25 protein-coding genes are annotated in these 19,760 nt (G+C 57.4%); 17 read left to right on the top strand and 8 right to left on the bottom strand.

Going from position 1 to position 19,760, the window contains the following annotated elements; translation table 11 throughout:
- The first annotated feature begins 18 nt into the window (after nt 1-18).
- Nucleotides 19-564, top strand: a complete 546-nt coding sequence (gene orn, locus ACKTSJ_RS06610; protein ID WP_407898587.1) for an oligoribonuclease — start codon at nt 19-21, stop codon at nt 562-564.
- 316 nt (nt 565-880) lie between these two features.
- Here orn and ACKTSJ_RS06605 read toward each other — a convergent pair whose 3' ends face one another.
- From ACKTSJ_RS06605 to nadC, 3 genes are all read right to left on the bottom strand, one after another.
- Nucleotides 881-1,063: a hypothetical protein gene (locus ACKTSJ_RS06605; RefSeq protein ID WP_407898586.1), complete on the bottom strand. Its 183-nt coding sequence runs from the start codon at nt 1,061-1,063 to the stop codon at nt 881-883.
- Nucleotides 1,064-1,074: 11 nt separating this feature from the next.
- Nucleotides 1,075-1,509: a thioredoxin TrxC gene (gene trxC, locus ACKTSJ_RS06600; RefSeq protein ID WP_407898584.1), complete on the bottom strand. Its 435-nt coding sequence runs from the start codon at nt 1,507-1,509 to the stop codon at nt 1,075-1,077.
- Nucleotides 1,510-1,696: 187 nt separating this feature from the next.
- Nucleotides 1,697-2,542: a carboxylating nicotinate-nucleotide diphosphorylase gene (gene nadC / locus ACKTSJ_RS06595; protein WP_407898610.1), complete on the bottom strand. Its 846-nt coding sequence runs from the start codon at nt 2,540-2,542 to the stop codon at nt 1,697-1,699.
- A gap of 104 nt (nt 2,543-2,646) precedes the next feature.
- Between nadC and tadA the strand changes: the two genes are divergently transcribed.
- From tadA to ACKTSJ_RS06580, 3 genes are read left to right on the top strand one after another with little or no spacing between them, the layout of a single operon-like run.
- Nucleotides 2,647-3,153 carry a tRNA adenosine(34) deaminase TadA gene (gene tadA, locus ACKTSJ_RS06590; protein ID WP_407898582.1) on the top strand — a complete coding sequence of 169 codons (507 nt, stop codon included), beginning with the start codon at nt 2,647-2,649 and terminating at the stop codon, nt 3,151-3,153.
- Complete coding sequence (locus ACKTSJ_RS06585; RefSeq protein WP_407898580.1) at nt 3,150-3,629, top strand: L,D-transpeptidase family protein; 480 nt, start codon at nt 3,150-3,152, stop codon at nt 3,627-3,629. The genes tadA and ACKTSJ_RS06585 overlap by 4 nt, the downstream gene beginning before the upstream one ends.
- 26 nt (nt 3,630-3,655) lie before the next feature.
- A complete protein-coding gene (locus tag ACKTSJ_RS06580) occupies nt 3,656-4,093 on the top strand; it encodes a GNAT family N-acetyltransferase (protein WP_407898578.1) in 438 nt (145 codons plus the stop codon).
- A 219-nt stretch (nt 4,094-4,312) separates the two neighbouring features.
- On the opposite strand, the gene ACKTSJ_RS06575 is transcribed toward ACKTSJ_RS06580, so the two are convergent.
- Both ACKTSJ_RS06575 and ACKTSJ_RS06570 read right to left on the bottom strand, forming a co-directional pair.
- A complete protein-coding gene (locus tag ACKTSJ_RS06575) occupies nt 4,313-4,981 on the bottom strand; it encodes an energy-coupling factor ABC transporter permease (RefSeq protein ID WP_407898576.1) in 669 nt (222 codons plus the stop codon).
- Complete coding sequence (locus tag ACKTSJ_RS06570; protein WP_407898574.1) at nt 4,978-6,009, bottom strand: YgfZ/GcvT domain-containing protein; 1,032 nt, start codon at nt 6,007-6,009, stop codon at nt 4,978-4,980. The genes ACKTSJ_RS06575 and ACKTSJ_RS06570 overlap by 4 nt, the downstream gene beginning before the upstream one ends.
- Before the next feature lie 72 nt (nt 6,010-6,081).
- Between ACKTSJ_RS06570 and ACKTSJ_RS06565 the strand changes: the two genes are divergently transcribed.
- Nucleotides 6,082-8,283 carry an ABC transporter substrate-binding protein gene (locus ACKTSJ_RS06565; protein WP_407898572.1) on the top strand — a complete coding sequence of 734 codons (2,202 nt, stop codon included), beginning with the start codon at nt 6,082-6,084 and terminating at the stop codon, nt 8,281-8,283.
- Between the two features lie 111 nt (nt 8,284-8,394).
- On the opposite strand, the gene ACKTSJ_RS06560 is transcribed toward ACKTSJ_RS06565, so the two are convergent.
- The 3 genes from ACKTSJ_RS06560 to ACKTSJ_RS06550 all read right to left on the bottom strand — a co-directional run bounded on the left by ACKTSJ_RS06560 (nt 8,395) and on the right by ACKTSJ_RS06550 (nt 10,277).
- The gene (locus ACKTSJ_RS06560; protein ID WP_407898570.1) at nt 8,395-8,802 is read right to left on the bottom strand and encodes a desulfoferrodoxin family protein; all 408 of its coding nucleotides are present in this window, start codon (nt 8,800-8,802) and stop codon (nt 8,395-8,397) included.
- 375 nt (nt 8,803-9,177) lie between these two features.
- Nucleotides 9,178-9,600 carry an RNA polymerase-binding protein DksA gene (gene dksA / locus ACKTSJ_RS06555; RefSeq protein WP_407898608.1) on the bottom strand — a complete coding sequence of 141 codons (423 nt, stop codon included), beginning with the start codon at nt 9,598-9,600 and terminating at the stop codon, nt 9,178-9,180.
- A gap of 92 nt (nt 9,601-9,692) precedes the next feature.
- Nucleotides 9,693-10,277 (bottom strand): Maf family protein, encoded by a 585-nt coding sequence (locus ACKTSJ_RS06550; RefSeq protein ID WP_407898568.1) that lies wholly within the window; start codon nt 10,275-10,277, stop codon nt 9,693-9,695.
- Nucleotides 10,278-10,336: 59 nt separating this feature from the next.
- On the opposite strand from ACKTSJ_RS06550, the gene ACKTSJ_RS06545 reads away from it, so the two are divergent.
- The 12 genes from ACKTSJ_RS06545 (at nt 10,337) to holB (ending at nt 19,754) form a co-directional block, all read left to right on the top strand.
- The gene (locus ACKTSJ_RS06545) at nt 10,337-10,822 is read left to right on the top strand and encodes a YceD family protein (protein ID WP_407898566.1); all 486 of its coding nucleotides are present in this window, start codon (nt 10,337-10,339) and stop codon (nt 10,820-10,822) included.
- Nucleotides 10,823-10,843: 21 nt separating this feature from the next.
- The gene (gene rpmF, locus ACKTSJ_RS06540) at nt 10,844-11,023 is read left to right on the top strand and encodes a 50S ribosomal protein L32 (protein ID WP_407898564.1); all 180 of its coding nucleotides are present in this window, start codon (nt 10,844-10,846) and stop codon (nt 11,021-11,023) included.
- Nucleotides 11,024-11,107: 84 nt separating this feature from the next.
- Entirely contained in the window at nt 11,108-12,133 is a 1,026-nt protein-coding gene (gene plsX / locus ACKTSJ_RS06535) for a phosphate acyltransferase PlsX (RefSeq protein WP_407898562.1), read from the top strand.
- A 10-nt stretch (nt 12,134-12,143) separates the two neighbouring features.
- Nucleotides 12,144-13,073 carry a beta-ketoacyl-ACP synthase III gene (locus tag ACKTSJ_RS06530; RefSeq protein ID WP_407898606.1) on the top strand — a complete coding sequence of 310 codons (930 nt, stop codon included), beginning with the start codon at nt 12,144-12,146 and terminating at the stop codon, nt 13,071-13,073.
- Nucleotides 13,074-13,081: 8 nt separating this feature from the next.
- Nucleotides 13,082-14,014 carry an ACP S-malonyltransferase gene (fabD, locus tag ACKTSJ_RS06525; protein ID WP_407898560.1) on the top strand — a complete coding sequence of 311 codons (933 nt, stop codon included), beginning with the start codon at nt 13,082-13,084 and terminating at the stop codon, nt 14,012-14,014.
- An 11-nt stretch (nt 14,015-14,025) separates the two neighbouring features.
- Nucleotides 14,026-14,769: a 3-oxoacyl-ACP reductase FabG gene (gene fabG / locus ACKTSJ_RS06520; protein WP_407898559.1), complete on the top strand. Its 744-nt coding sequence runs from the start codon at nt 14,026-14,028 to the stop codon at nt 14,767-14,769.
- 74 nt (nt 14,770-14,843) lie between these two features.
- On the top strand, nt 14,844-15,080 hold the full coding sequence (gene acpP, locus ACKTSJ_RS06515) for an acyl carrier protein (RefSeq protein ID WP_407898557.1): 237 nt from the start codon (nt 14,844-14,846) through the stop codon (nt 15,078-15,080).
- A gap of 32 nt (nt 15,081-15,112) precedes the next feature.
- Complete coding sequence (gene fabF, locus ACKTSJ_RS06510) at nt 15,113-16,345, top strand: beta-ketoacyl-ACP synthase II (RefSeq protein ID WP_407898555.1); 1,233 nt, start codon at nt 15,113-15,115, stop codon at nt 16,343-16,345.
- Nucleotides 16,346-16,357: 12 nt separating this feature from the next.
- Nucleotides 16,358-17,167 carry an aminodeoxychorismate lyase gene (gene pabC, locus ACKTSJ_RS06505; RefSeq protein WP_407898553.1) on the top strand — a complete coding sequence of 270 codons (810 nt, stop codon included), beginning with the start codon at nt 16,358-16,360 and terminating at the stop codon, nt 17,165-17,167.
- On the top strand, nt 17,142-18,149 hold the full coding sequence (mltG, locus tag ACKTSJ_RS06500; protein ID WP_407898551.1) for an endolytic transglycosylase MltG: 1,008 nt from the start codon (nt 17,142-17,144) through the stop codon (nt 18,147-18,149). The genes pabC and mltG overlap by 26 nt, the downstream gene beginning before the upstream one ends.
- On the top strand, nt 18,146-18,754 hold the full coding sequence (gene tmk / locus ACKTSJ_RS06495; protein WP_407898549.1) for a dTMP kinase: 609 nt from the start codon (nt 18,146-18,148) through the stop codon (nt 18,752-18,754). The genes mltG and tmk overlap by 4 nt, the downstream gene beginning before the upstream one ends.
- Nucleotide 18,755: 1 nt before the next feature.
- Nucleotides 18,756-19,754, top strand: a complete 999-nt coding sequence (holB, locus tag ACKTSJ_RS06490) for a DNA polymerase III subunit delta' (RefSeq protein WP_407898547.1) — start codon at nt 18,756-18,758, stop codon at nt 19,752-19,754.
- The last annotated feature ends 6 nt before the right edge of the window (nt 19,755-19,760 follow it).

The following is a 19,760-nucleotide window of genomic DNA, read 5'->3' as shown; positions in this document are numbered from 1 at the left end:
GAAAAAGCGCGGCGAATTATGGCACAAAACCAGAACAACCTTATCTGGATAGACATGGAGATGACGGGGTTGTCGCCCGATACGGACCGCATCATCGAAGTGGCGCTGGTCGTCACCGACGGCAACCTCGAGATCGTGGAAGAGGCGCCGGTGCTGGTGGTGCACCAGCCCGACAGCGTGCTCGACGGCATGGACAACTGGAACAAATCCACCCACGGCAAATCCGGCCTCATCGACCGGGTCAAGGCTTCGGTGCTGGACGAATCGGTCGTGCAGGCGCAGATGCTGGAATTTCTCAAGCAGCACGTGCCGGCCAAGACCTCGCCGATGTGCGGCAATTCCATCTGCCAGGACCGGCGCTTCCTCGCGCGCTGGATGCCGCAACTGGAAGACTATTTCCACTACCGCAACCTCGACGTCAGCACCCTCAAGGAACTGGCGCGGCGCTGGAAGCCCGAAGTAGCGAACGGCATCAAGAAGCACGGCAAGCACGAAGCGCTGGCCGACATCTACGAATCCATCGCGGAAATGAAGCATTACCGCGACAATTTCCTGAAGCTTTGAGCCAGTGGGCCGGACTGTGGGTCGGACTTCAGTCCGACAGGGCAGGATAAATTCAATCACTTGTCGGGTTGCACCCGCAAGGGGTAGGCCGTGGCTGTATGGGGCTAAAGCCCCGACAGCACACGCTCAAACCCGACCCACAAAGCACAGCGGGGGTTTGTGGGTCGGACTTCAGTCCGACAGGGCAGGATAAATTCAATCACTTGTCGGGTTGAAACCCGACCCACAGGGAGCAGCGGGGGTTTGTGGGTCGGACTTCAGTCCGACATACACGGGTTGCAAGTTCAGGAACGGGAAGCCGGGTGGCTTCCCGTTTTTACTTCGTGTCGGCGTTTTCCAGAGATTTGCGATAGGCGTCGTAATCCGGTGTGGGTTGGGTCGCCCGCTCCATCGGGGTGCGCTTCGCATCGTTGCTTTGCTTGATGCCTTCATACAGGTTGCGCGCAGGATTGGCGCACGCGGTCAGCAACAGCGCGGAGAGTATCAGTAGTCGTTTCATATCGCCGTCCTTCAGTTGTTGGTGTTCGCCCAGTTGACAATTCCCTGTGCATCCATCGCCCCCGCCTGCCGTGCCACTTCGCGTCCGCCCTTGAACAAGGCCAGCGTCGGGATGCTGCGGATGTTGAATTGGGCGGCGAGGTTCTGCGCCTGTTCGGTGTCCAGCTTGACCACGCGCATCTGCGGTTCCAGTTGTTGCGTGGCCTGGGCATAGGCGGGGGCCATCATCTTGCAGGGGCCGCACCAGGGGGCCCAGAAATCCACCAGCACCGGGATGTCGCTGGTGCCGATATGGCGCATGAAGTTGGCTTCGGTGAGCTCGACTGGATGAGCGTCGAACAGCGGCTGCTTGCATTTGCCGCAGGTGGGGTGGGCATCCAGCTTTTCGGCGGGGACGCGGTTCACCGCATCGCAATGCGGGCAGACGATGTGTTTCGGGTCGGACATGATCGCTCCTTGATTGATTGGCAACCACCAAAATGTGGGTGGCCGCCAGGAATTCAAGCTCTCTGCACGTCATTTCCGCGCAGGCGGAAATCCAGCTATAAAAAATGGCGAAGCCGACACAGCAGCGTTTGTCCGCTTCGCGGGCGTGTTATTTCGGCTGGATTCCGGCTTTCGCCGGAATGACGATTCAGGGTAATCGCACGCGCATCGACAGATCGATCGCCTGCACATCTTTCGTCAGCGCGCCGATGGAGATGCGATCCACGCCGGTGGCGGCGACGAGGTTCACGTTGTCCAGCGTGATGCCACCGGAGGCTTCCAGTTCGGCGCGGCCTGCGGCATGTTCCACGGCACGCTTCATGTCTTCGAGCGAGAAGTTGTCCAGCAGGACGAGTTTTGCGCCCGCAAGCAGCGCCTCGTCGAGTTGCGCCCTGTTTTCCACTTCGATCTGGATCGGTATATGCGGCGGCGTGAGGCGGAAAGCGAGTTCCATCACCTCGCTGATGCCGCCCGCTGCGGTGATATGGTTTTCCTTGATCAGGACACCGTCAAAAAGCGCAAGGCGCTGGTTGTGCCCGCCGCCGACCGTTACCGCATACTTCTGCGCCATGCGCAGACCGGGCAGGGTCTTGCGCGTATCCATGATCTTTGCCCTGGTTCCTGCCACGGCCTCGACGTAGCGGTGCGTGAGGGTTGCCGTGGCGGACAGGGTTTGCAGGAAGTTCAGCGCCGGGCGCTCGGCGGACAGCAAGGCACGCGCATTGCCGTCGAGGGAACACAGCGTCTGGCCGGCGTGCGCCGGTTTGCCTTCCTGTACTTGCCAGACGATATTGCAGTCCGGGTCCAGCGCTTTGAAACATTCTTCGAACCAGAGCGTGCCGCACAGCACCATGTCCTCGCGCGTGATGACGGAGGCGTGTGCCGCCGCGTGTTCGGGGATCAATTGCGCGGTCAGATCGCCGCTGCCGATGTCCTCGTCGAGTGCGGTGCGGACATTGGCGAGGAGGTGTTGGGTGAGCGAGTTATGGGACATGTTCAGCATCTGGAATCGTTGTGAGCGAATTGTAACGTGTCGGCAGGAATCGTTGCGGGCCGTATAATCTGTCCCATTGATTTTGGCCGGAACGGCATCCCCCGATGAACGACGAAGATTATATGCGCGCCGCGCTAGAACAGGCGCGACTGGCTGCCGAGGCCGGCGAGGTGCCGGTGGGTGCGGTGGTGGTGAAGGCGGGCGAGATCGTCGGGCGCGGTTTCAATGCGCCGATTTCGCGGCACGACCCGACGGCTCACGCCGAGATGATGGCCATGCGCGATGCGGCGCGGCATCTCGGCAATTACCGCCTGGTCGGGTGCGAACTGTTTGTCACCTTGGAACCGTGCATCATGTGCGTTGGCGCGATGTTTCATGCGCGCATCGCGCGGGTGGTGTACGGCGCAAAGGAACCCAAGACCGGCGCGGCCGGCAGCGTGTTCAACCTGTTCGGCGATTTCCCCCACCCCAATCCGCCTCCGGGAGGAGAAGGGGCCAAGATCAGTCTCAATCACCACGCGCGCATCGAGGGCGGGGTACTGGCCGACGCTTGCGGCAGGCTGTTGAGCGGTTTTTTCGCCGCACGGCGCGCGCAACAGAAGATGCAATGAAAATCGTCATCCACATTCCAAGCCAGACACTGACGCTGTTCGATGACGGCGGCACTCTGTTGCAGCGCTATCCGGTTTCCACCGGCGCTAACGGGGTGGGCGAGGAGAGCGACAGTTTTTGCACGCCGCGCGGCCGGCATGTCATCCGCGCCAAGATCGGTGCCGGGCAGGCGCCGAACACGGTGTTCGTGCGGCGGCGTCCGACCGGCGAAATCTACACGCCGCAACTGGGCGCGCAATATCCCGGACGCGACTGGATCCTGACGCGCATTCTCTGGTTGTGCGGCACCGAGCCGGGCTATAACCGGGGCGGCAATTGCGATACCATGCGGCGCTACATTTACATCCACGGCACGCCGGACGGGACCGAACTTGGCAAGCCGGGTTCGCGCGGCTGCATCCGGATGCGCAATGCCGACCTGCTGAATTTATTCGATCGCGTTGCCACGGGTACCGAGGTCCAGATCATCGCTTGATGGCACTTTGAGAAAGGGGGCTGCAAATGAGTAATCCCTTCACGGTCAGTCTGGTGTGCTGGCACGACGGCGAACCGATGCTGCGCGCCATTCGCGAAGCCGTATTCATTCGCGAGCAGGGCGTGCCTGCGGAACTGGAGTGGGATGAATTCGACGCGACCTGCCGCCACGCGCTGGCGCTGGGCCTGTCGGGCGAAGCGGTCGGCTGCGGGCGCATCCTGCCCAACGGCCATATCGGGCGCATCTGTGTGATGCCACCATGGCGCAAGCAGAAAGTCGGCACGGCGATCATGGAGTCGTTGCTGAACGAGGCGCGTTCGCGCGGTTATAAAATAGTCGATGTCGATGCCCAGACCCACGCGGTGCCGTTCTACGAGAACTTCGGCTTTATCAGGCAGGGCAAGGAATTCATGGATGCGGGCCTGCCGCACATCAAGATGACGCTGGCGCTCAAGCCGCGCTGAAGAGGGGTTTGTGGGTCGGACTGTAGGTCGGACTTTAGTCCGACAGAAATAGGATAAATTCAACCCTTGTCGGGTTGCACTCGCAAGGGGCAGACCGTGGCTGCCTCGAAGAGGTTCTTGCCCCCTCGGGGGTAAGAGGGGCTATAGCCACGACAGCACACGCTCAAACCCGATCCGCACAACCTGTCGGGTTAAAACCCGACCCACACAATCCCCCCTCTACTTCCCGTCAAGATATTCCTGGTCGTTGAAATTAAGCACCGCCTCCGGCTGGAACACGGTAAAGGCGGTGATCAGCATGCCGGTCATGAACGCCTCGGTCAGCAGGATGATCGGTGCGGCGATCAGGTAGTGGCGCTGGATCTCGCCCCAGGAATAATGGCTCAACGCCAGCAACAGCAGCGTGGTGGCCACCACGTTCAACAGGATGGCTAGTCCGGCGCAGACGAAACCGTTCCACAGCACGAACAAGAACAGATTTTTGGGCAGATTCCGCTGGCTGAAACGCAGCAGCCATTCGCTGAACAACACCGGGATGGCGATCATCAGCAAGCCGTTGAGGCCGAGTGCAACCCAGTCCAGGTCCATCCTGAACCAGGTGGCGACCATCACCAGCGAGATCATCGCGGTCGCGACTTGCCAACCGAACAACAGCACGAACAGGGTTGCCCCCAGCACATGGAAGTTGAAGCCGGGACGGATGCCTGCGTTGAACTGCCAGAAGATGAATGCGCCGATGGTGAGCCCGACCAGCGCGTTCACCATCTGGCGGTTATTCAATATCGCGCGCCAGGGCGCGCTGCGCAGGGCGCGGAACAGCGCATAGACAAAGACCAGATTGGCCAGCCAGAGCCAGTCGCTGTCGATCAGAAGGGCGGGCAGATTCACGGCAGGGCGTAGGGCAGGGCTTCAAATTCGAGTCGCGCGCCGGTGATTGCGCGCAGATGGACGGGAAAATCCGCCACGACTTCGGTCTGCACCACGGCCAGCAGTTCGAAACCGCCATGCGCGGCGCGCGCAGCCTGCACCACCTTGCCGCAAGCCTGCTCCGGTTGCGCCGCGCTGAACAGCTCATCGCCCGCCAGCGGCGCTTCGTCGCACATCACGCGCGCCAGATACATGCGCCGCTTCGGTTTGCCGAGGTAGTGCATGCGTGCCACTACCTCCTGTCCCGGATAGCAGCCCTTCTTGAAATTCACCCCGCCGATCACCTCGAAATTCACTATCTGCGGCACGAAGGCTTCCTGCGTCGCGGGCAGAATGAAAGGAATGCCGGCACGGATGTCGAGCCAGTCCCAGCAGTTCGCCCCGGCGGGTGTCGCCGAGGCCCGCAACGCCAGCCACAAGGTCTGCGCGCGTGCGGCCGTGGTCGCGATCTGGAAACGTGCTGCGCCGCGACAGATGATCACCGCATCGTCAGTGTGTGCCGCTTCCCAGGGTTGCTGCGGCAGTGCCGCAAAATGCGGTTGCAATTGTTGCAGCGCCGCTTTGCCGGCAACGCCGAGACACACTTTTTCCGCGCTCACATTGGCGACTTTCACCTTGGCGCGCAGCACGTACATCGAAAGCTTCTTGCGCATCGGTTCTGCCAGTGCGTGCGGCAATTGCAACAAATAATCTTCAGCTTCACGCCAGATCAACAGGCTCGCCAACATCCGTCCCTTGGCGGTGTTGAAGCTGGAAAGCTGGGCGTGGCCGGCCGTCACTTCGCGGATGTCGTTGCTCAACAGATTCTGCAAGAAGGATTCCGCCTCCTCGCCGCTGACGCGCAGCAGGCCGAAGTGCGACAGATCGCACAGCACCGTACCTTCCTGCGTCGCCGCGCGTTCTGCGGCGGCATCGCCGAAATCCTGCACCGTGCCCTCCGCGAGGCGCGCGCCCTGCGTGGTCAAAAAATCCTGCCAGTCCTGGTTCATCGTCGCTGTCCCGTAATTGCAAGTCGGGCAATATTACCGCGAAGCGCGGGCTTTCGGCTAAACTCCCGCGCCATGAAATCCCTGTTTCCTGCGCTGTTTTGTCTGCTGCTCGCCGCCTGCGATGGCGCGCTGTGGAACAACCCCTATCCGGCGGCGGACGAGGGCCGGGACATCCTCTACACCGCGTTCACCGAGCGCCCCAAACACCTCGACCCGGCACAGGCGTATAGCGAGAACGAGTATGAATTCCTCGCCAACATCTACGCGCCGCCCTTGCAATACCACTACCTGAAGCGCCCCTACCAGCTGGTGCCGCTGGCGGCGCGCGAGATGCCCGCCGTCCGTTATTTGGGCAAGGACCGGCGTCCCTTGCCCGCCACGGCCTCGCCGCAGCGCATCGCCTACAGCGTGTATGAAATCCGCATCAAGCCGAACATGCGCTACCAGCCGCATCCGGCTTTCGGGACGGGAAATCTCCACCTGACGGAACGAGACCTGGACGGCATCCATGCCCTCTCCGATTTCGCGGCGACGGGCACTCGCCTCGTTACGGCTGCGGACTATGCGCACCAGATCAAGCGCCTGGTGCATCCGCAACTGCATACCCCCATCGCCGGGGTGATGATGGAGTACATCGTCGGGCTGAAGGAGTATGCGGCGGCATTGCAGGCGGCGAACACGGCGCAGCCGGAGGCCTTTCTCGACCTCGATGCCCAGCCGTTGCGCGGTGTCGAGGTGGTGGACGACACCACCTACCGCATCACCATTCACGGCAAATATCCGCAGTTCGCCTACTGGCTGGCGATGCCGTTTTTCGCGCCCATGCCGCCCGAGGTGGAGCGTTTCTACGCCCAGCCCGGCATGAAGGAGCGCAACCTCACGCTGGACTGGTGGCCGGTCGGCAGCGGCCCCTATTACCTCTCCGAGAACGATCCCAACCGGCGCATGGTACTGACGAGGAATCCCTATTACGACAGCGAGACTTATCCGGGCGAGGGCGAAGCGGGGGATGCCGGAGCGGGGTGGCTGCGCGACGCGGGCCAGCCGCTGCCGCTCATCGAACAAATCGTGTTCTCGCTGGAAAAGGAAACCATCCCGTACTGGAACAAATTCCTGCAAGGCTATTACGACGCCTCCGGCATCAGTTCCGACAGCTTCGACCAGGCGGTGCAAGTCAGCGTCGGCGGCGAAGCGAATGTGAGCGATGAAATGAAAGCACAGGGCATCACGCTCTCCACTGCGGTCGCCACTTCCACGATGTACACCGGTTTCAACTGGCTGGACCCGGTCGTCGGCGGGAATTGTGTCGGTTTGGCGAGCGTTCCCCCACCCCAACCCTCCCCCGGGGGGAGAGGGGGCGACCGTGAAAAGCAATCATGCAATCCGGAACGTGCACAAAAATTAAGGCAGGCCATCGCCATCGCGGTGGACTTCGAAGAATTCATCTCCATCTTCGCCAATGGACGCGGCATCAGCGCACAGTCGCCCATCCCGCCCGGCATCTTCGGTTATCGTGCCGGTTGTGAAGGCGTCAACCGCTATGTGTACGACTGCGTCAACGGCGAGGCGAAGCGCAAGCCGGTCGCCGAGGCGCAACGCCTGCTGGCCGAGGCGGGCTATCCCAATGGCGTGGACGCGCAGACGAAACAGCCGCTGGTGATCCACCTCGACACGACCGCCAGCGGCGTCGGCAACAAATCGCGCCTCGACTGGCTGCGCAAACAGTTCGACAAGCTTGGCGTGCAGCTCGACGTGCGCAGCACCGACTACAACCGCTTCCAGGATAAAGTGCGGCGCGGCGACACCCAGATGTTCTACTACGGCTGGAACGCCGATTATCCCGACCCGGAAAATTTCCTGTTTCTGCTGCACGGGGCGCAGGGCAAGGTGAAGTTCGGCGGCGAAAACGCCAGTAACTATCGCAATCCGGAATTCGACCGCCTGTTCGAACAGATGAAGAACATGGAGAACAGCCCGGCACGCCAGGCCATCATTGACGCCATGCTGGAAATCCTGCGCCGCGATTCGCCCTGGCTGTGGGGCTACCACCCGAAGAATTACGTGTTGCAACACAGCTGGGTAAACAACGTCAAGCCCAACATCATGGCCAACAACAAACTCAAATACTGGCGCGTGGATGCGGCACAACGGGATCAGGCACGCCGGGCATGGAACAAGCCGGTGTACTGGCCGCTGTGGCTGGGTGGGTTATTGCTGGGCTTATTGGCTTGGGGAATGTGGCGAGTGTTGCAGAAGCGTGAGGAGGCGAGGTGAGCGGCGGTAAACCGGGGACACCCATTACTGCGAAATGAGTCAACCTGTTGCGTCGCTCGCAAACAAAAAAGGCGCGCCCGCAGGCGCGCCTTCTTCACGATGCACGAAAGATCAGACCTTCGCTTCGACCAGCCAGAAATCATGCTGGTTGCAGAAGCTGGTACCGAACACCTTGCCTTTGTAGCCGTCGGGCAGCGCATATTCAGAGATCGGGCTGTCCTTCGGCGTAAAGGTCTTTGCGCCCACCACGGTACCGTCGGCCAGCAACAGGGTATGGCGCACGATGAAGTGCTCCTCCGACATCGGATGCGGTGTGCTCAACTTGACATTGCCGTCAACAATCTCGATGTGCGGCACATGGGTGCCGGCCTTCTTCTCCCAGCGGCCCGGGTTCTCCTTGGTGTAGAAAAGATTCTGTGCGGGCAGCCCGTCGGTCGCGTGCTCGGCCGCACCGGCCTTTCCGATACTGGCAACGACCGCTGCTGCGGCAGCGCCGGTGAGGAAGGTTCTACGATTCATGCTCATTGCAAGTCTCCTTGGTTATTAACGATAAATCTATCCGAACATTGTACCGCACTTCTACGGCTGCGCCGATACGGATGAACGTAGAACCAGGGACAGACCTCGCCCCGTGATACTCGGCCGGATGCGCCACCATATTTGCGCGCACCGGATTCAGCTCGATATAGTCCTGGCAGCCCAGCAAAAGGACGCATTGTTTCGGCACTGGAGGGGGGTATGAATTGCATGCGCTGGGGAGAAGTGCGGCTGCGCATATCAAACAATTGAGTGGACTCTGATCGAGCCCGCCCGATAGGGGCGCGCTATTCTAAGGATGCGCGCCCAAACGCGCTACGCGGATGCCGGCCAGCACTGGAAGCAAGCCGCCCAATGCTATTTGGCCACTTGCTTTTCGCGGATCTCGTCCAGGGTCTTGCAGTCGATGCACAAGGTAGCAGTCGGACGAGCTTCGAGTCGGCTCAATCCGATCTCTACGCCACAGTTGTCGCAATAACCGTAATCGTTGGCATCGATCCGCGCCAGCATCTTGTCGATATTTTTGATGAGCTTTCGTTCACGGTCGCGATTGCGTAATTCCAGACTCATGTCTGATTCTTGAGTTGCGCGGTCATTGGGGTCGGCGAATACAGTGGCCTCGTCTTGCATGGTATGCACGGTGCGGTCGATGTCCTGCCCCAGACTCGCCTTGATTCCGGACAGGATCGCTCGAAAATGAGCCAGCTGTTTCGAATTCATGTAGGCCTCGCCCTTTTTTTCTTTGTACGGGGCGGTAGTTTTGTTTACTTGCACGGGCATGAGGGGGTCTCCAAGAATGGCTTGATTTTTCAAGCGCGCTTTAATATCAGAATGCACAATTCATCGCAACAGCAAAATTCAGATGCCCAGGGTCATATAACGCTAATACCTTGTTTTTTTAGCATGTCTATCAGTGAGATTAAAGGCAGTCCGATCAATGCGTTCGGGTCGTTCCCCTCGATTCGTTCGATCAATGCGATGCCCAAGCCTTCTGATTTCGCACTTCCGGCACAGTGATACGGTTGCTCCTTGAGCAGATAACGCTGTATTTGTTCATCGCTCAACGGTCGAAACTTCACCCGGGTTTCGATAACCTCTGTCTGGGCTTCGCCAGTTGATGCATCAAGCAGACTCAATGCGGTATGGAAGATAACGGTATTGCCGCGCATGGCCTGTAACTGGCGCACGGCGTTTTCGTGCGTCAAGGGTTTGCCGAGCTGCACGCCATTCAGAAGTGCAACCTGGTCTGAACCAATGATCAACGCGGCAGGAAAACGGCAGGAAACGGCACGTGCCTTCATTTCAGCCAGGCGCAACGAGGTTTGTCGCGCGTCTTCACCCGCAAGGGGGGTCTCATCGACTTCGGGGTTGGCAGTCACGAAGGGCATCTGCAGCGTGGCAAGGAGTTGTCTCCGGTACAGGGAGGTGGACGCCAGAACAATGGGTTTGCTATTCAAGATATTCCTTGCTGCACGGCTTTGACAGAGGGGGCGCGAATATATATCATGCGCGCCTCATGTTTGCACGGCCTTTGATCGATGGCGTGGACTTTGCCCTGAATGGCAGGGAGTTGCGCGGAAATTTGCCGTTGGATGCGTTGCCCCGGCTGAAAGAGCTGTTGGCGAATGAGCGTGGAGAAATCGCGTTCCTTCTGCGCGGTTACGCGAAAGACAGCCATCTGATGCTGGACGTCGAGCTTGGCGGTGAATGCCGTTTGCGATGCCAGCGCTGTCTGGGCGAGTTGCTGTTCCCGGTTGCAATGGCTTCATCTTTGCGCTTGGCGCCGCCCGGGGAAATCGATGCGGTCGATATGGAAGACGAGACGGAGTGCATCGAGACATCGACACGCATTGATGTGTTGTCCCTGGTTGAGGATGAGCTGTTGCTGGGCATGCCTTATGCCCCCAGACATCCGGCTGGAAAATGTCTTGTGCCGGAGAATGCATTAAATCAGTCCGCCAGCCCGTTTGCGGTGCTGGCAAATAGAATCAAGAAGCATTAATCGATTTTTTGAGGAGTTACCATGGCAGTTCAGCAAAACAAGAAGTCCCCCTCCAAGCGTGGCATGCATCGCGCGCACGACTTTCTGACCGGTCCGGCACTGGCGGTCGAGCCGTCCACGGGCGAACCGCATCTGCGTCACCACATCAGCCCCAGCGGTTACTACCGTGGCAAGAAAGTGGTCAACACCAAGGGTGAGTAAACCCCTTGTCAAAATTTAAGGCTGCTTCCTAGATCAGGGCTGGTCGCGGCCTGTCGTGTGTCTGTCATTTTTAAGGAGCATCCAGTGGATGTAACAATAGCCATCGATGCCATGGGCGGAGACCACGGAGTGTGCGTCACTGTACCGGCAGTCATTTCCTATTTGCAGAAGTATCCGTCCGACAAAGTAATTTTGGTTGGTTTGACCGATAAAATTATGGAGGCGCTGCGGGCCACCGGAATGACCACGGATCATCCCCGTCTGATTATTCACCCTGCGACACAGGTGGTCGCAATGGATGAGCAGCCCCAGTTGGCCTTGCGCGGGAAGAAGGATTCCTCGATGCGGGTTGCGATCAATCTGGTTAAGGATGGGAGCGCTTCCGCTTGCGTGAGTGCGGGCAACACAGGGGCATTGATGGCCACTGCCCGCTATGTCCTTAAAACGATTCCGGGTATCGAGCGTCCTGCAATCGCCTCTTTTTTGCCCACTAAAGATGGTCAGGTCTGCATGTTGGACTTGGGGGCCAATGTTGACTGTTCCGCCGAGCATTTGCTGCAGTTCGCCATCATGGGCGATGCTTTGGTGTCGGCAATCGAGCACAGGGAAAATCCGAGTATCGGTCTGCTCAATATTGGCAGTGAAGCCATCAAAGGAAACGAAGTTGTTAAACGTGCCATCGAGCTACTGCAAAACAGTGATTTGAACTTTTATGGCAACGTCGAAGGAAATGACATTTTTAGGGGGGTCACCGATGTGGTTGTCTGCGATGGCTTTATCGGGAACGTGGCGCTCAAAACCGCCGAGGGCGTGACAAAAATGATGGGCGGTTTTCTGCGGGAAGGATTTAGTCGCAATTGGGCGACTAAAATCGCCGCTCTGTTCGCCTTGCCCGTACTTTTGGCGTTCAAGAAAAGACTGGATCATCGACGCTACAATGGCGCCAGCTTTCTCGGGTTGAAGGGTATTGTGGTAAAAAGCCACGGTTCGGCCGATATTTTTGCTTTCCAGTGTGCGATCGAACGTGCGGCGGAAGAGGCGCGCGGTGGGATGCTGTCTCAGATCAGTGAGCGGGTTGAAAAATGGCATCGCGCACGCCAATCAAACTAGTGGGGGTCTCTTGATTCATTCTCGCATCGTCGGCACTGGAAGCTATCTGCCTCAAAAAGTACTGACCAATTACGATCTCGAAAAGATCGTTGAAACTTCCCACGACTGGATCGTTTCCCGTAGCGGGATTGAGGAGAGGCATATCGCAGCGGATAGCGAGATGGCGAGTGACCTGGCGTTCAATGCCAGCATCAAGGCGATCGAGGCTGCCGGCATGAGTGCCGATGATATCGATCTGATTATTGTCGCCACCACTTCACCGGACATGAATTTTCCCAGCACGGCCTGTATTCTGCAGGACAAGCTCGGCATTAAAAACGGCTCTGCCGCTTTTGATATTCAGGCGGTTTGCGGGGGCTTCATCTTTGCCTTGAATACGGCAGATCTGTATATCAAGAGTGGGCAGGCGCGCACGGCGTTGGTGGTGGGTACGGAAGTGCTTTCACGCATGCTTGACTGGCAAGATCGCACGACATGCGTGCTGTTTGGGGATGGGGCGGGAGCCGTGGTGTTGCGTGCTTCCGAACAGCCCGGGATCGTTGCGGCGAAACTGCATTCTGATGGCTCGTACCGTGCTGTACTGAAAGCAGATCCAAAAGTAGAAATGAATGGGAAAGCTGTTTTTAAGTTTGCAGTCAATGCGTTATCAAATGTTGTTGATGAATTACTTCTTGAGCAAAAGCTGTCTGGAAGTGATATTGACTGGCTGGTTCCACATCAAGCCAACATACGCATCATCGAGGCCACTGCAAAAAAGCTTGGCTTGGATATGGATCGTGTTGTCGTTACGGTGGCATCACATGGCAATACATCCGCCGCATCGATTCCGCTCGCCTTGGATGCCGCCGTTCGCGACGGGCGGATCAGGTCCGGGCAGAAAATATTGATCGAAGCCATTGGGGGTGGTTTTACCTGGGGCGCAGCACTTATTAACTGGTAGGTTCCGACATGACGCGATTTGCATTTGTTTTCCCCGGACAAGGCTCCCAATCCAGAGGCATGATGGACGGGTATGCCGAGTATTCTGTCGTGCGCGACACATTCAGCGAAGCATCGGATGTGTTGCAACAGGACTTGTGGCAACTGGTCGCCACAGGCGATGATGCCGACTTGAACGCCACGGTGAACACACAGCCGTTGATGCTGACCGCGGGGATCGCAGTCTATCGTGCATGGCAGTCGCAACAGGGTGCGCAACCGGCAATCATGGCAGGACACAGTCTGGGCGAGTACACGGCACTGGTGGCTGCAGGTGCCTTGAAATTTGCCGATGCGCTCCCGCTGGTTCGATACCGCGCGCAATGCATGCAGCAAGCCGTTCCAGAGGGGAAAGGGGGCATCGCTGCCATCCTCGGCCTGGATGACGAGGTCGTGCGCGCCGTGTGTGCCGAAGGTGCGCAGGGGCAGGTGCTTGAAGCGGTAAATTTCAATTCGCCCGGACAGGTGGTCATCGCAGGCGACCGTGCGGCGGTAGAGCGCGGCATGGCAATTGCCAAGGAGAAGGGCGCAAAACGCGCGTTGATGCTGCCGATGAGCGTCCCTTCCCATTGCAGTCTGCTTCAGGGCGCCGCCGAAAAGTTGCGCGCCTATCTGGAGAGCGTCGCGTTCCAGTCTCCTTCCATTCCGGTGGTTCATAACGCCGATGTTGCTGCGCATCATGATGCAGCAGCGATCAAGGATGCGCTGGTGCGGCAGCTGTTTTCTCCAGTGCGCTGGGTCGAGACCGTACGCTACTTTGGCAGCCAGGGCATCACGCATAACGTCGAATGCGCGCCTGGCAAGGTGTTGGCCGGTTTGAACAAACGCATCGATTCGACGCAACAGGCGTTGGCCATCAATGATGGCCAGTCGCTTAAGGCGGCACTGACTTTGCTGGCATAAGAGGAAACAGCATGACAATACAAGGGAAAACTGCTCTGGTTACTGGCGCATCGCGCGGTATTGGTCAGGCCATCGCGCTTGAGCTCGGCAAGCAGGGTGCGGTTGTCATTGGCACTGCAACCACTGAAAAAGGTGCGCAAGCCATCAGTGATTATCTGGCCCAAAGCGGCATAAAGGGACAGGGACTGGCACTCAACGTCAATGATCCGGCGCAGGTCGAGCAGACGCTGGCAACAATCCGCGCGCAATTCGGTGAGATCGCAATCCTCGTCAATAACGCCGGTATCACCAAGGACAATTTGCTTGCACGCATGACCGACGAGGAATGGGACGATGTGCTGGCGACCAACCTGAAATCGGTTTTCCGTCTTTCCCGCGCCGTATTGCGCGGCATGATGAAGGCCAGATCGGGGCGCATCATCAACATTTCCTCCGTGGTCGGCAGCATGGGCAATCCGGGGCAGGCCAATTATGCCGCGTCCAAGGCAGGCATGGCCGGATTCTCGAAATCCCTGGCACAAGAGATCGGTAGCCGCAATATCACGGTCAACTGCGTCGCTCCGGGCTTCATCGATACAGACATGACATTGGCGCTGGGCGAAGAACAGCGTGCAAAACTGATTGAAAATGTCCCCCTGAAAAGGTTGGGCTTGCCTGCGGATATTGCGGCTGCGGTAGCCTTTCTGGCCGGACCGGGCGCAGCCTATATCACCGGGGTGACCCTGCACGTCAATGGCGGCATGTATATGGAATAGGGTAGTTTTGAATTTGGTGCAAGTTTGGTAGAATGCACGCGCTTTTTGTACTTTAACTTTAAGGGAGTAATGCAATGTCCAACAACGAACAACGTGTCAAGAAAATCGTCGCAGAACAATTGGGCGTAAACGAGTCCGAAGTCAAGAACGAGTCCTCCTTCGTGAATGATTTGGGCGCAGACTCTCTGGATACGGTTGAGCTGGTGATGGCGCTGGAAGAAGAATTCGGTGTTGAGATCCCTGATGAAGATGCCGAAAAGATCACGACCGTTCAGGAAGCTCTGAACTATGTGAACGCCAATTCCAAGTAATCTATTGTTTTTTTTGAGTATCGGAGTCCAGTTTGACTAAACGCAGAGTCGTTGTGACCGGCCTCGGGGCAGTTACACCAGTGGGTGTCGGAGTGGCTGAAACGTGGAAGAACATTGTCGCCGGTAAATCCGGCATCGGACGTATCACCAAGTTTGACGCCTCGGCGTTTGCCTGCCAGATTGCAGGCGAGGTCAAGGACTTCGATGCGACCCAGTTTATTCCGGCTAAAGATGCGCGCCGTATGGATCGTTTCGTGCATCTCGGTATGGCCGCGGGTATCGAAGCTTTCAAGGATTCCGGCCTGGAGATCAATGAGGGAAACGCGGATCGAATCGGAGTTTGTGTTGGTTCTGGAATCGGAGGATTACCCTCTATCGAGGAAACCGAGGATATTTTCCGCGCTGGCGGTGCTCACAAGATTTCGCCTTTTTTCATTGCCGGCACCATTATCAACATGGTATCCGGGAACCTTTCCATACGATATGGCCTGCAAGGTCCAAACATGGCCGTCGTGTCGGCATGTTCTACCGGGACTCACAGTATTGGTGAAGCCATGCGCATGATTCAATACGGTGACGCTGATGCGATGCTGGCGGGTGGAGCTGAATCAACCGTTTCGAATCTGGCGATTGGCGGATTTTCAGCTTCGCGGGCACTATCCACACGCAATGACGATCCTGCAACGGCAAGTCGGCCATGGGATAAAGGCAGAGATGGTTTTGTGCTGGGAGAAGGCGCAGGGGTGCTGGTTCTCGAAGAGTACGAACATGCCAAGGCTCGTGGGGCGAAAATCTACGCTGAACTGACCGGATACGGTATGAGTTCGGACGCCTACCACATTATGGCTCCGAACATGGATGGGCCAAAACGCAGCATGGTCAATGCGCTGCGCGACGCGAAAATATCTCCCGCAGAAGTTCAATACATCAATGCACACGGTACATCGACGCCGCTGGGGGATAAAAATGAAACGGATGCGATCAAGGCCGCCTTTGGCGATCACGCTTACGATCTGGTGGTTAATTCGACCAAGTCCATGATTGGACATCTACTGGGTGGAGCAGGTGGCGTGGAATCCATTATCTCTGTGCTTGCACTGCATCACCAGGTTTCACCTCCGACTATCAACATCTTTGAGCAAGATCCGGAATGCGACCTGGACTACTGCGCCAATACCGCGCGTGACATGAAGATTGATGTGGCCATGAACAACAACTTCGGTTTTGGCGGGACGAACGGCACATTGGTGTTCCGCAAGATCTAGTTCCAGACCACGATGTTGGTCAACGGACAGCCGAACGACTGCGTACACGCCGAAGATCGCGGGCTGTCCTATGGCGACGGGGTGTTTCGCACCCTGCGCATCCGCAACGGACTCCCTCTCAACTGGAAGCGCCATGCAGATAAGTTGAGGCGCGATTGCAGTGCCCTTGCGCTCGATTGCCCCGCCGACACTGTTCTATTGAATGAAATAAAACGGGTTGCGGAGCAGCAGGAAACTGCGGTCGTCAAGATCATCGTTACCCGTGGCCGTGGCCAGCGCGGCTATGCCATTCCCGCGACCCGTGAATGTACCCGCGTTGTGGATTGCCAACCGTTCCCCCAATATCCTCCGGACTTCTGGACTGCCGGAGTTTCACTCCATGTTTGCAACATCCGGCTTGGACATCAGCCCGCCCTGGCCGGGATCAAACACCTCAACCGTCTTGAAAATGTGTTGGCCGCGTCCGAATGCCGGGATGCGGGCAAGCCGGAAGGATTGCTGCTGGACGAGGCCGGCGATGTGATTGGCGGAACCCGTTCCAACCTGTTTATGGTGAGGGATGGAAGGCTCTTGACCCCGGAGTTGGGAAGATGCGGGGTCGCCGGTGTACAACGTGAGCGGGTAATCTCCTGGGCTGAAAAACATCATATTGTTTGTACTGTTGGCCCCTTGCAGTTGGCCGATCTGCAAACCGCAGACGAAATCTTTCTGGTGAATAGCGTCTTCGGATTGTGGTCAATCCGCGAATTTCCAGGATACTTTTGCACCCAGCACCTCTGGTCTAACCGGATTCGTAATGCGTTGGCTGAAGAAGAGGCTTAACTTGAAGCGCATTTCCCTCCTGGTCATGGTCTTGGGCGGAGTGCTGGGCTACGCGTTATATTTTGCCAATTCACCCATGCCGTTGCTGCAAACCCCGCTCCAATTTTCACTCAAACCCGGGAGCAGCCTCAAAAGTGCCGCTCTCCAAATGAGACAGGCTGGTGCGATTGCAGATGAAGCGTCATTCGTCCGGTTAGGGCGGCTGCTGGGCAAGACTCGCCAGATAAAATTCGGCAATTATCAGCTGGATAAGCCGGTTTCGCGTCTTGAACTGCTGGATATGATCAGTTCAGGAAAATCATCGCAAAGTCAGATTACCTTCGTCGAAGGATTGACGTTCAGGGAGATGCGCGCTGTGATGGACGCTCATCCGGATCTCAAGCACGACAGTTCATCCCTGACCGAGCAGGCGCTATTGCAACGAATCGGCGCGACTGAAGCTGCGGCCGAAGGGTTGTTCTTTCCTGACACCTATAATTTCTCCGGAGGCAGTAGCGACTTGCGTGTATTGCAGCGCGCCTATCAACTCATGCAGCAAAATCTGGCCCAAGCCTGGGCGCAGCGCGATTCAGACTTGCCACTTGCTTCGCCCTATGAAGCACTGATTCTGGCCTCTATCGTGGAAAAGGAAACCGGCAGGGAGGCAGATCGCACCCTGATTGCGGCAGTCTTCATTAATCGATTGCGGCTTGGAATGCGCCTACAGACTGATCCGACGGTCATCTATGGCTTGGGGGCGCGTTTTGACGGTAATCTGCGTAAGCGCGACCTGATTGCCGATACCCCTTACAATACGTATGCTCGGAGCGGGTTGCCGCCAACACCGATCGCCCAGCCAGGGCTTAAATCTTTGTGGGCAGTTACGCATCCTGCCAAAAGCAGGGCCCTTTATTTTGTAGCACGCGGTGATGGCAGCTCGGAATTTTCTGATTCTCTGACAGCACATAATAAGGCGGTGCGGAAATACCAGCTAAAACAATGACCCAGGCAAAATTTATAACTTTCGAAGGTGTGGACGGTGCAGGGAAAAGCACCCACATGGCATGGTTCACCGGCGCACTGCGTCAACGCGGCATCGATTTGCTGCTGACGCGCGAGCCGGGCGGAACCCCGCTAGGCGAAAAACTTCGGGAGATTCTGCTCCATGAGCAGATGCACGCCGAGACCGAAGCCATGCTGATGTTCGCAGCCCGGTGCGAACATCTGGAACAAGTGATCCGCCCCGCTTTGCAAAGCGGGAAATGGGTCATCTCAGACCGATTCAGCGATGCCAGCTTTGCCTATCAGGGAGGTGGCAGGGGAGTCGGAATTCCGAAATTGGAGCAACTGGAGCAATGGGTGCAAGGTGGATTGCAGCCTGACCTGACCCTGTTGTTCGACATTCCGATCGAAATTGCACGCCAGCGTTTGGCTGGCAATGTCAGCCTTGATCGATTCGAACAGGAGCAAGGTGCGTTCTTTCAGCGCGTGCGCCAAGCCTATCTTGACCGGGCCGCCAAAATGCCGCACCGTTTTATCATCATTCACGCCGAAAAGAGCCTCCAAGAAGTTGAGAAAGAACTTTCACATATAGCATCAACTATATGATATGAATGAACTATATCCATGGGTGATTGCATCATGGCAAACCTTGCAGGAATTGCGCAAGCGTTTACCAAACGCCTTGTTGATTAAAGGGGCTCAAGGAATAGGAAAGCTCGACCTGGCGTTAAATTTCGCCCAATCGCTGTTGTGTGAACAGCCGACGGGCAGCGGCATGGCTTGCGGCGTATGCAAATCATGCCGCTGGTTTGAACAGGACAGTCATCCCGATTTCAGACTGGTTCAACCCAAGGCATTGAGTGAAGATGAAGAGGAAGGCAAAGCGAACAGCAAAAAACCTTCCCGCGAGGTTTCGGTTACCCAGATCCGGGAATTGGTCGATTTTTCCAGCATTTCTTCCCAAAGCGGGGGATACAAGATCATATTGATTCATCCGGCGGAATCGATGAACGCCTCCGCAGCCAACTCCCTGCTCAAAACGCTGGAGGAGCCATCGGCCAATGTGTTGTTTCTTCTGGTCAGCCACAAACCGCAACAACTTTTGCCTACCATCATCAGCCGGTGCCAAACCTTCACGGTTCAACCGCCGACGAAAGAGATGGGGGTGGCATGGCTGGCACGACAAGGGGTTGCTTCGCCCGAGCAGGCTCTGGCACAAAGCGGGGGCGCCCCACTGCAGTCCCTGTCATGGCCAGAAGCAGGCACGGAAGCACGCACCGTCCTGCTAAACAGCCTTCCTCATCCATCCAGATTTGATCCGTTGACCTTGAGCGAGTCCCTGCAACACAGTGAGCCAGTCCAGGTCGTTCATTGCCTCCAGCAATGGTGTCACGATTTGACCAGCGCCAAGCTGGCTGGAGTTGTGCGCTATTTTCCTGAACGTGTCTCGACGATCCTGGCGCTGGCGGATAATGTCACAATAGCCGGTATGCTGAACTATCAAAAAGAGCTCCTGGCCGCCCGCAGTGCAGCCTATCACCCCCTAAACCAGAAATTGTTCATGGAATCAATCCTGATTTCTTATCGAAGATTTTTCGCATCCTGATCATCC

Origin of the sequence: Ferrigenium sp. UT5, assembly GCF_045866295.1 — a bacterium.
In the GTDB taxonomy this organism is placed as follows: Bacteria; Pseudomonadota; Gammaproteobacteria; order Burkholderiales; family Gallionellaceae; genus Sideroxyarcus.
Note: the sequence above shows the minus strand (reverse complement) of the source record. Positions and strands in the feature narration are given on the sequence as shown.

Coding starts and splice junctions, on each gene's coding strand:
- dksA (WP_407898608.1), bottom strand. CDS start 9,600: ATGCCCGTGCAAGTAAACAAAACTACCGCCCCGTACAAAGAAAAAAAG.
- trxC (WP_407898584.1), bottom strand. CDS start 1,509: ATGTCCGACCCGAAACACATCGTCTGCCCGCATTGCGATGCGGTGAAC.
- holB (WP_407898547.1), top strand. CDS start 18,756: ATGAATGAACTATATCCATGGGTGATTGCATCATGGCAAACCTTGCAG.
- nadC (WP_407898610.1), bottom strand. CDS start 2,542: ATGTCCCATAACTCGCTCACCCAACACCTCCTCGCCAATGTCCGCACC.
- ACKTSJ_RS06605 (WP_407898586.1), bottom strand. CDS start 1,063: ATGAAACGACTACTGATACTCTCCGCGCTGTTGCTGACCGCGTGCGCC.
- acpP (WP_407898557.1), top strand. CDS start 14,844: ATGTCCAACAACGAACAACGTGTCAAGAAAATCGTCGCAGAACAATTG.
- fabG (WP_407898559.1), top strand. CDS start 14,026: ATGACAATACAAGGGAAAACTGCTCTGGTTACTGGCGCATCGCGCGGT.
- mltG (WP_407898551.1), top strand. CDS start 17,142: ATGCGTTGGCTGAAGAAGAGGCTTAACTTGAAGCGCATTTCCCTCCTG.
- ACKTSJ_RS06565 (WP_407898572.1), top strand. CDS start 6,082: ATGAAATCCCTGTTTCCTGCGCTGTTTTGTCTGCTGCTCGCCGCCTGC.
- ACKTSJ_RS06545 (WP_407898566.1), top strand. CDS start 10,337: ATGTTTGCACGGCCTTTGATCGATGGCGTGGACTTTGCCCTGAATGGC.
- tadA (WP_407898582.1), top strand. CDS start 2,647: ATGAACGACGAAGATTATATGCGCGCCGCGCTAGAACAGGCGCGACTG.
- fabD (WP_407898560.1), top strand. CDS start 13,082: ATGACGCGATTTGCATTTGTTTTCCCCGGACAAGGCTCCCAATCCAGA.
- ACKTSJ_RS06585 (WP_407898580.1), top strand. CDS start 3,150: ATGAAAATCGTCATCCACATTCCAAGCCAGACACTGACGCTGTTCGAT.
- ACKTSJ_RS06560 (WP_407898570.1), bottom strand. CDS start 8,802: ATGAATCGTAGAACCTTCCTCACCGGCGCTGCCGCAGCAGCGGTCGTT.
- tmk (WP_407898549.1), top strand. CDS start 18,146: ATGACCCAGGCAAAATTTATAACTTTCGAAGGTGTGGACGGTGCAGGG.
- ACKTSJ_RS06580 (WP_407898578.1), top strand. CDS start 3,656: ATGAGTAATCCCTTCACGGTCAGTCTGGTGTGCTGGCACGACGGCGAA.
- rpmF (WP_407898564.1), top strand. CDS start 10,844: ATGGCAGTTCAGCAAAACAAGAAGTCCCCCTCCAAGCGTGGCATGCAT.
- ACKTSJ_RS06570 (WP_407898574.1), bottom strand. CDS start 6,009: ATGAACCAGGACTGGCAGGATTTTTTGACCACGCAGGGCGCGCGCCTC.
- orn (WP_407898587.1), top strand. CDS start 19: ATGGCACAAAACCAGAACAACCTTATCTGGATAGACATGGAGATGACG.
- pabC (WP_407898553.1), top strand. CDS start 16,358: ATGTTGGTCAACGGACAGCCGAACGACTGCGTACACGCCGAAGATCGC.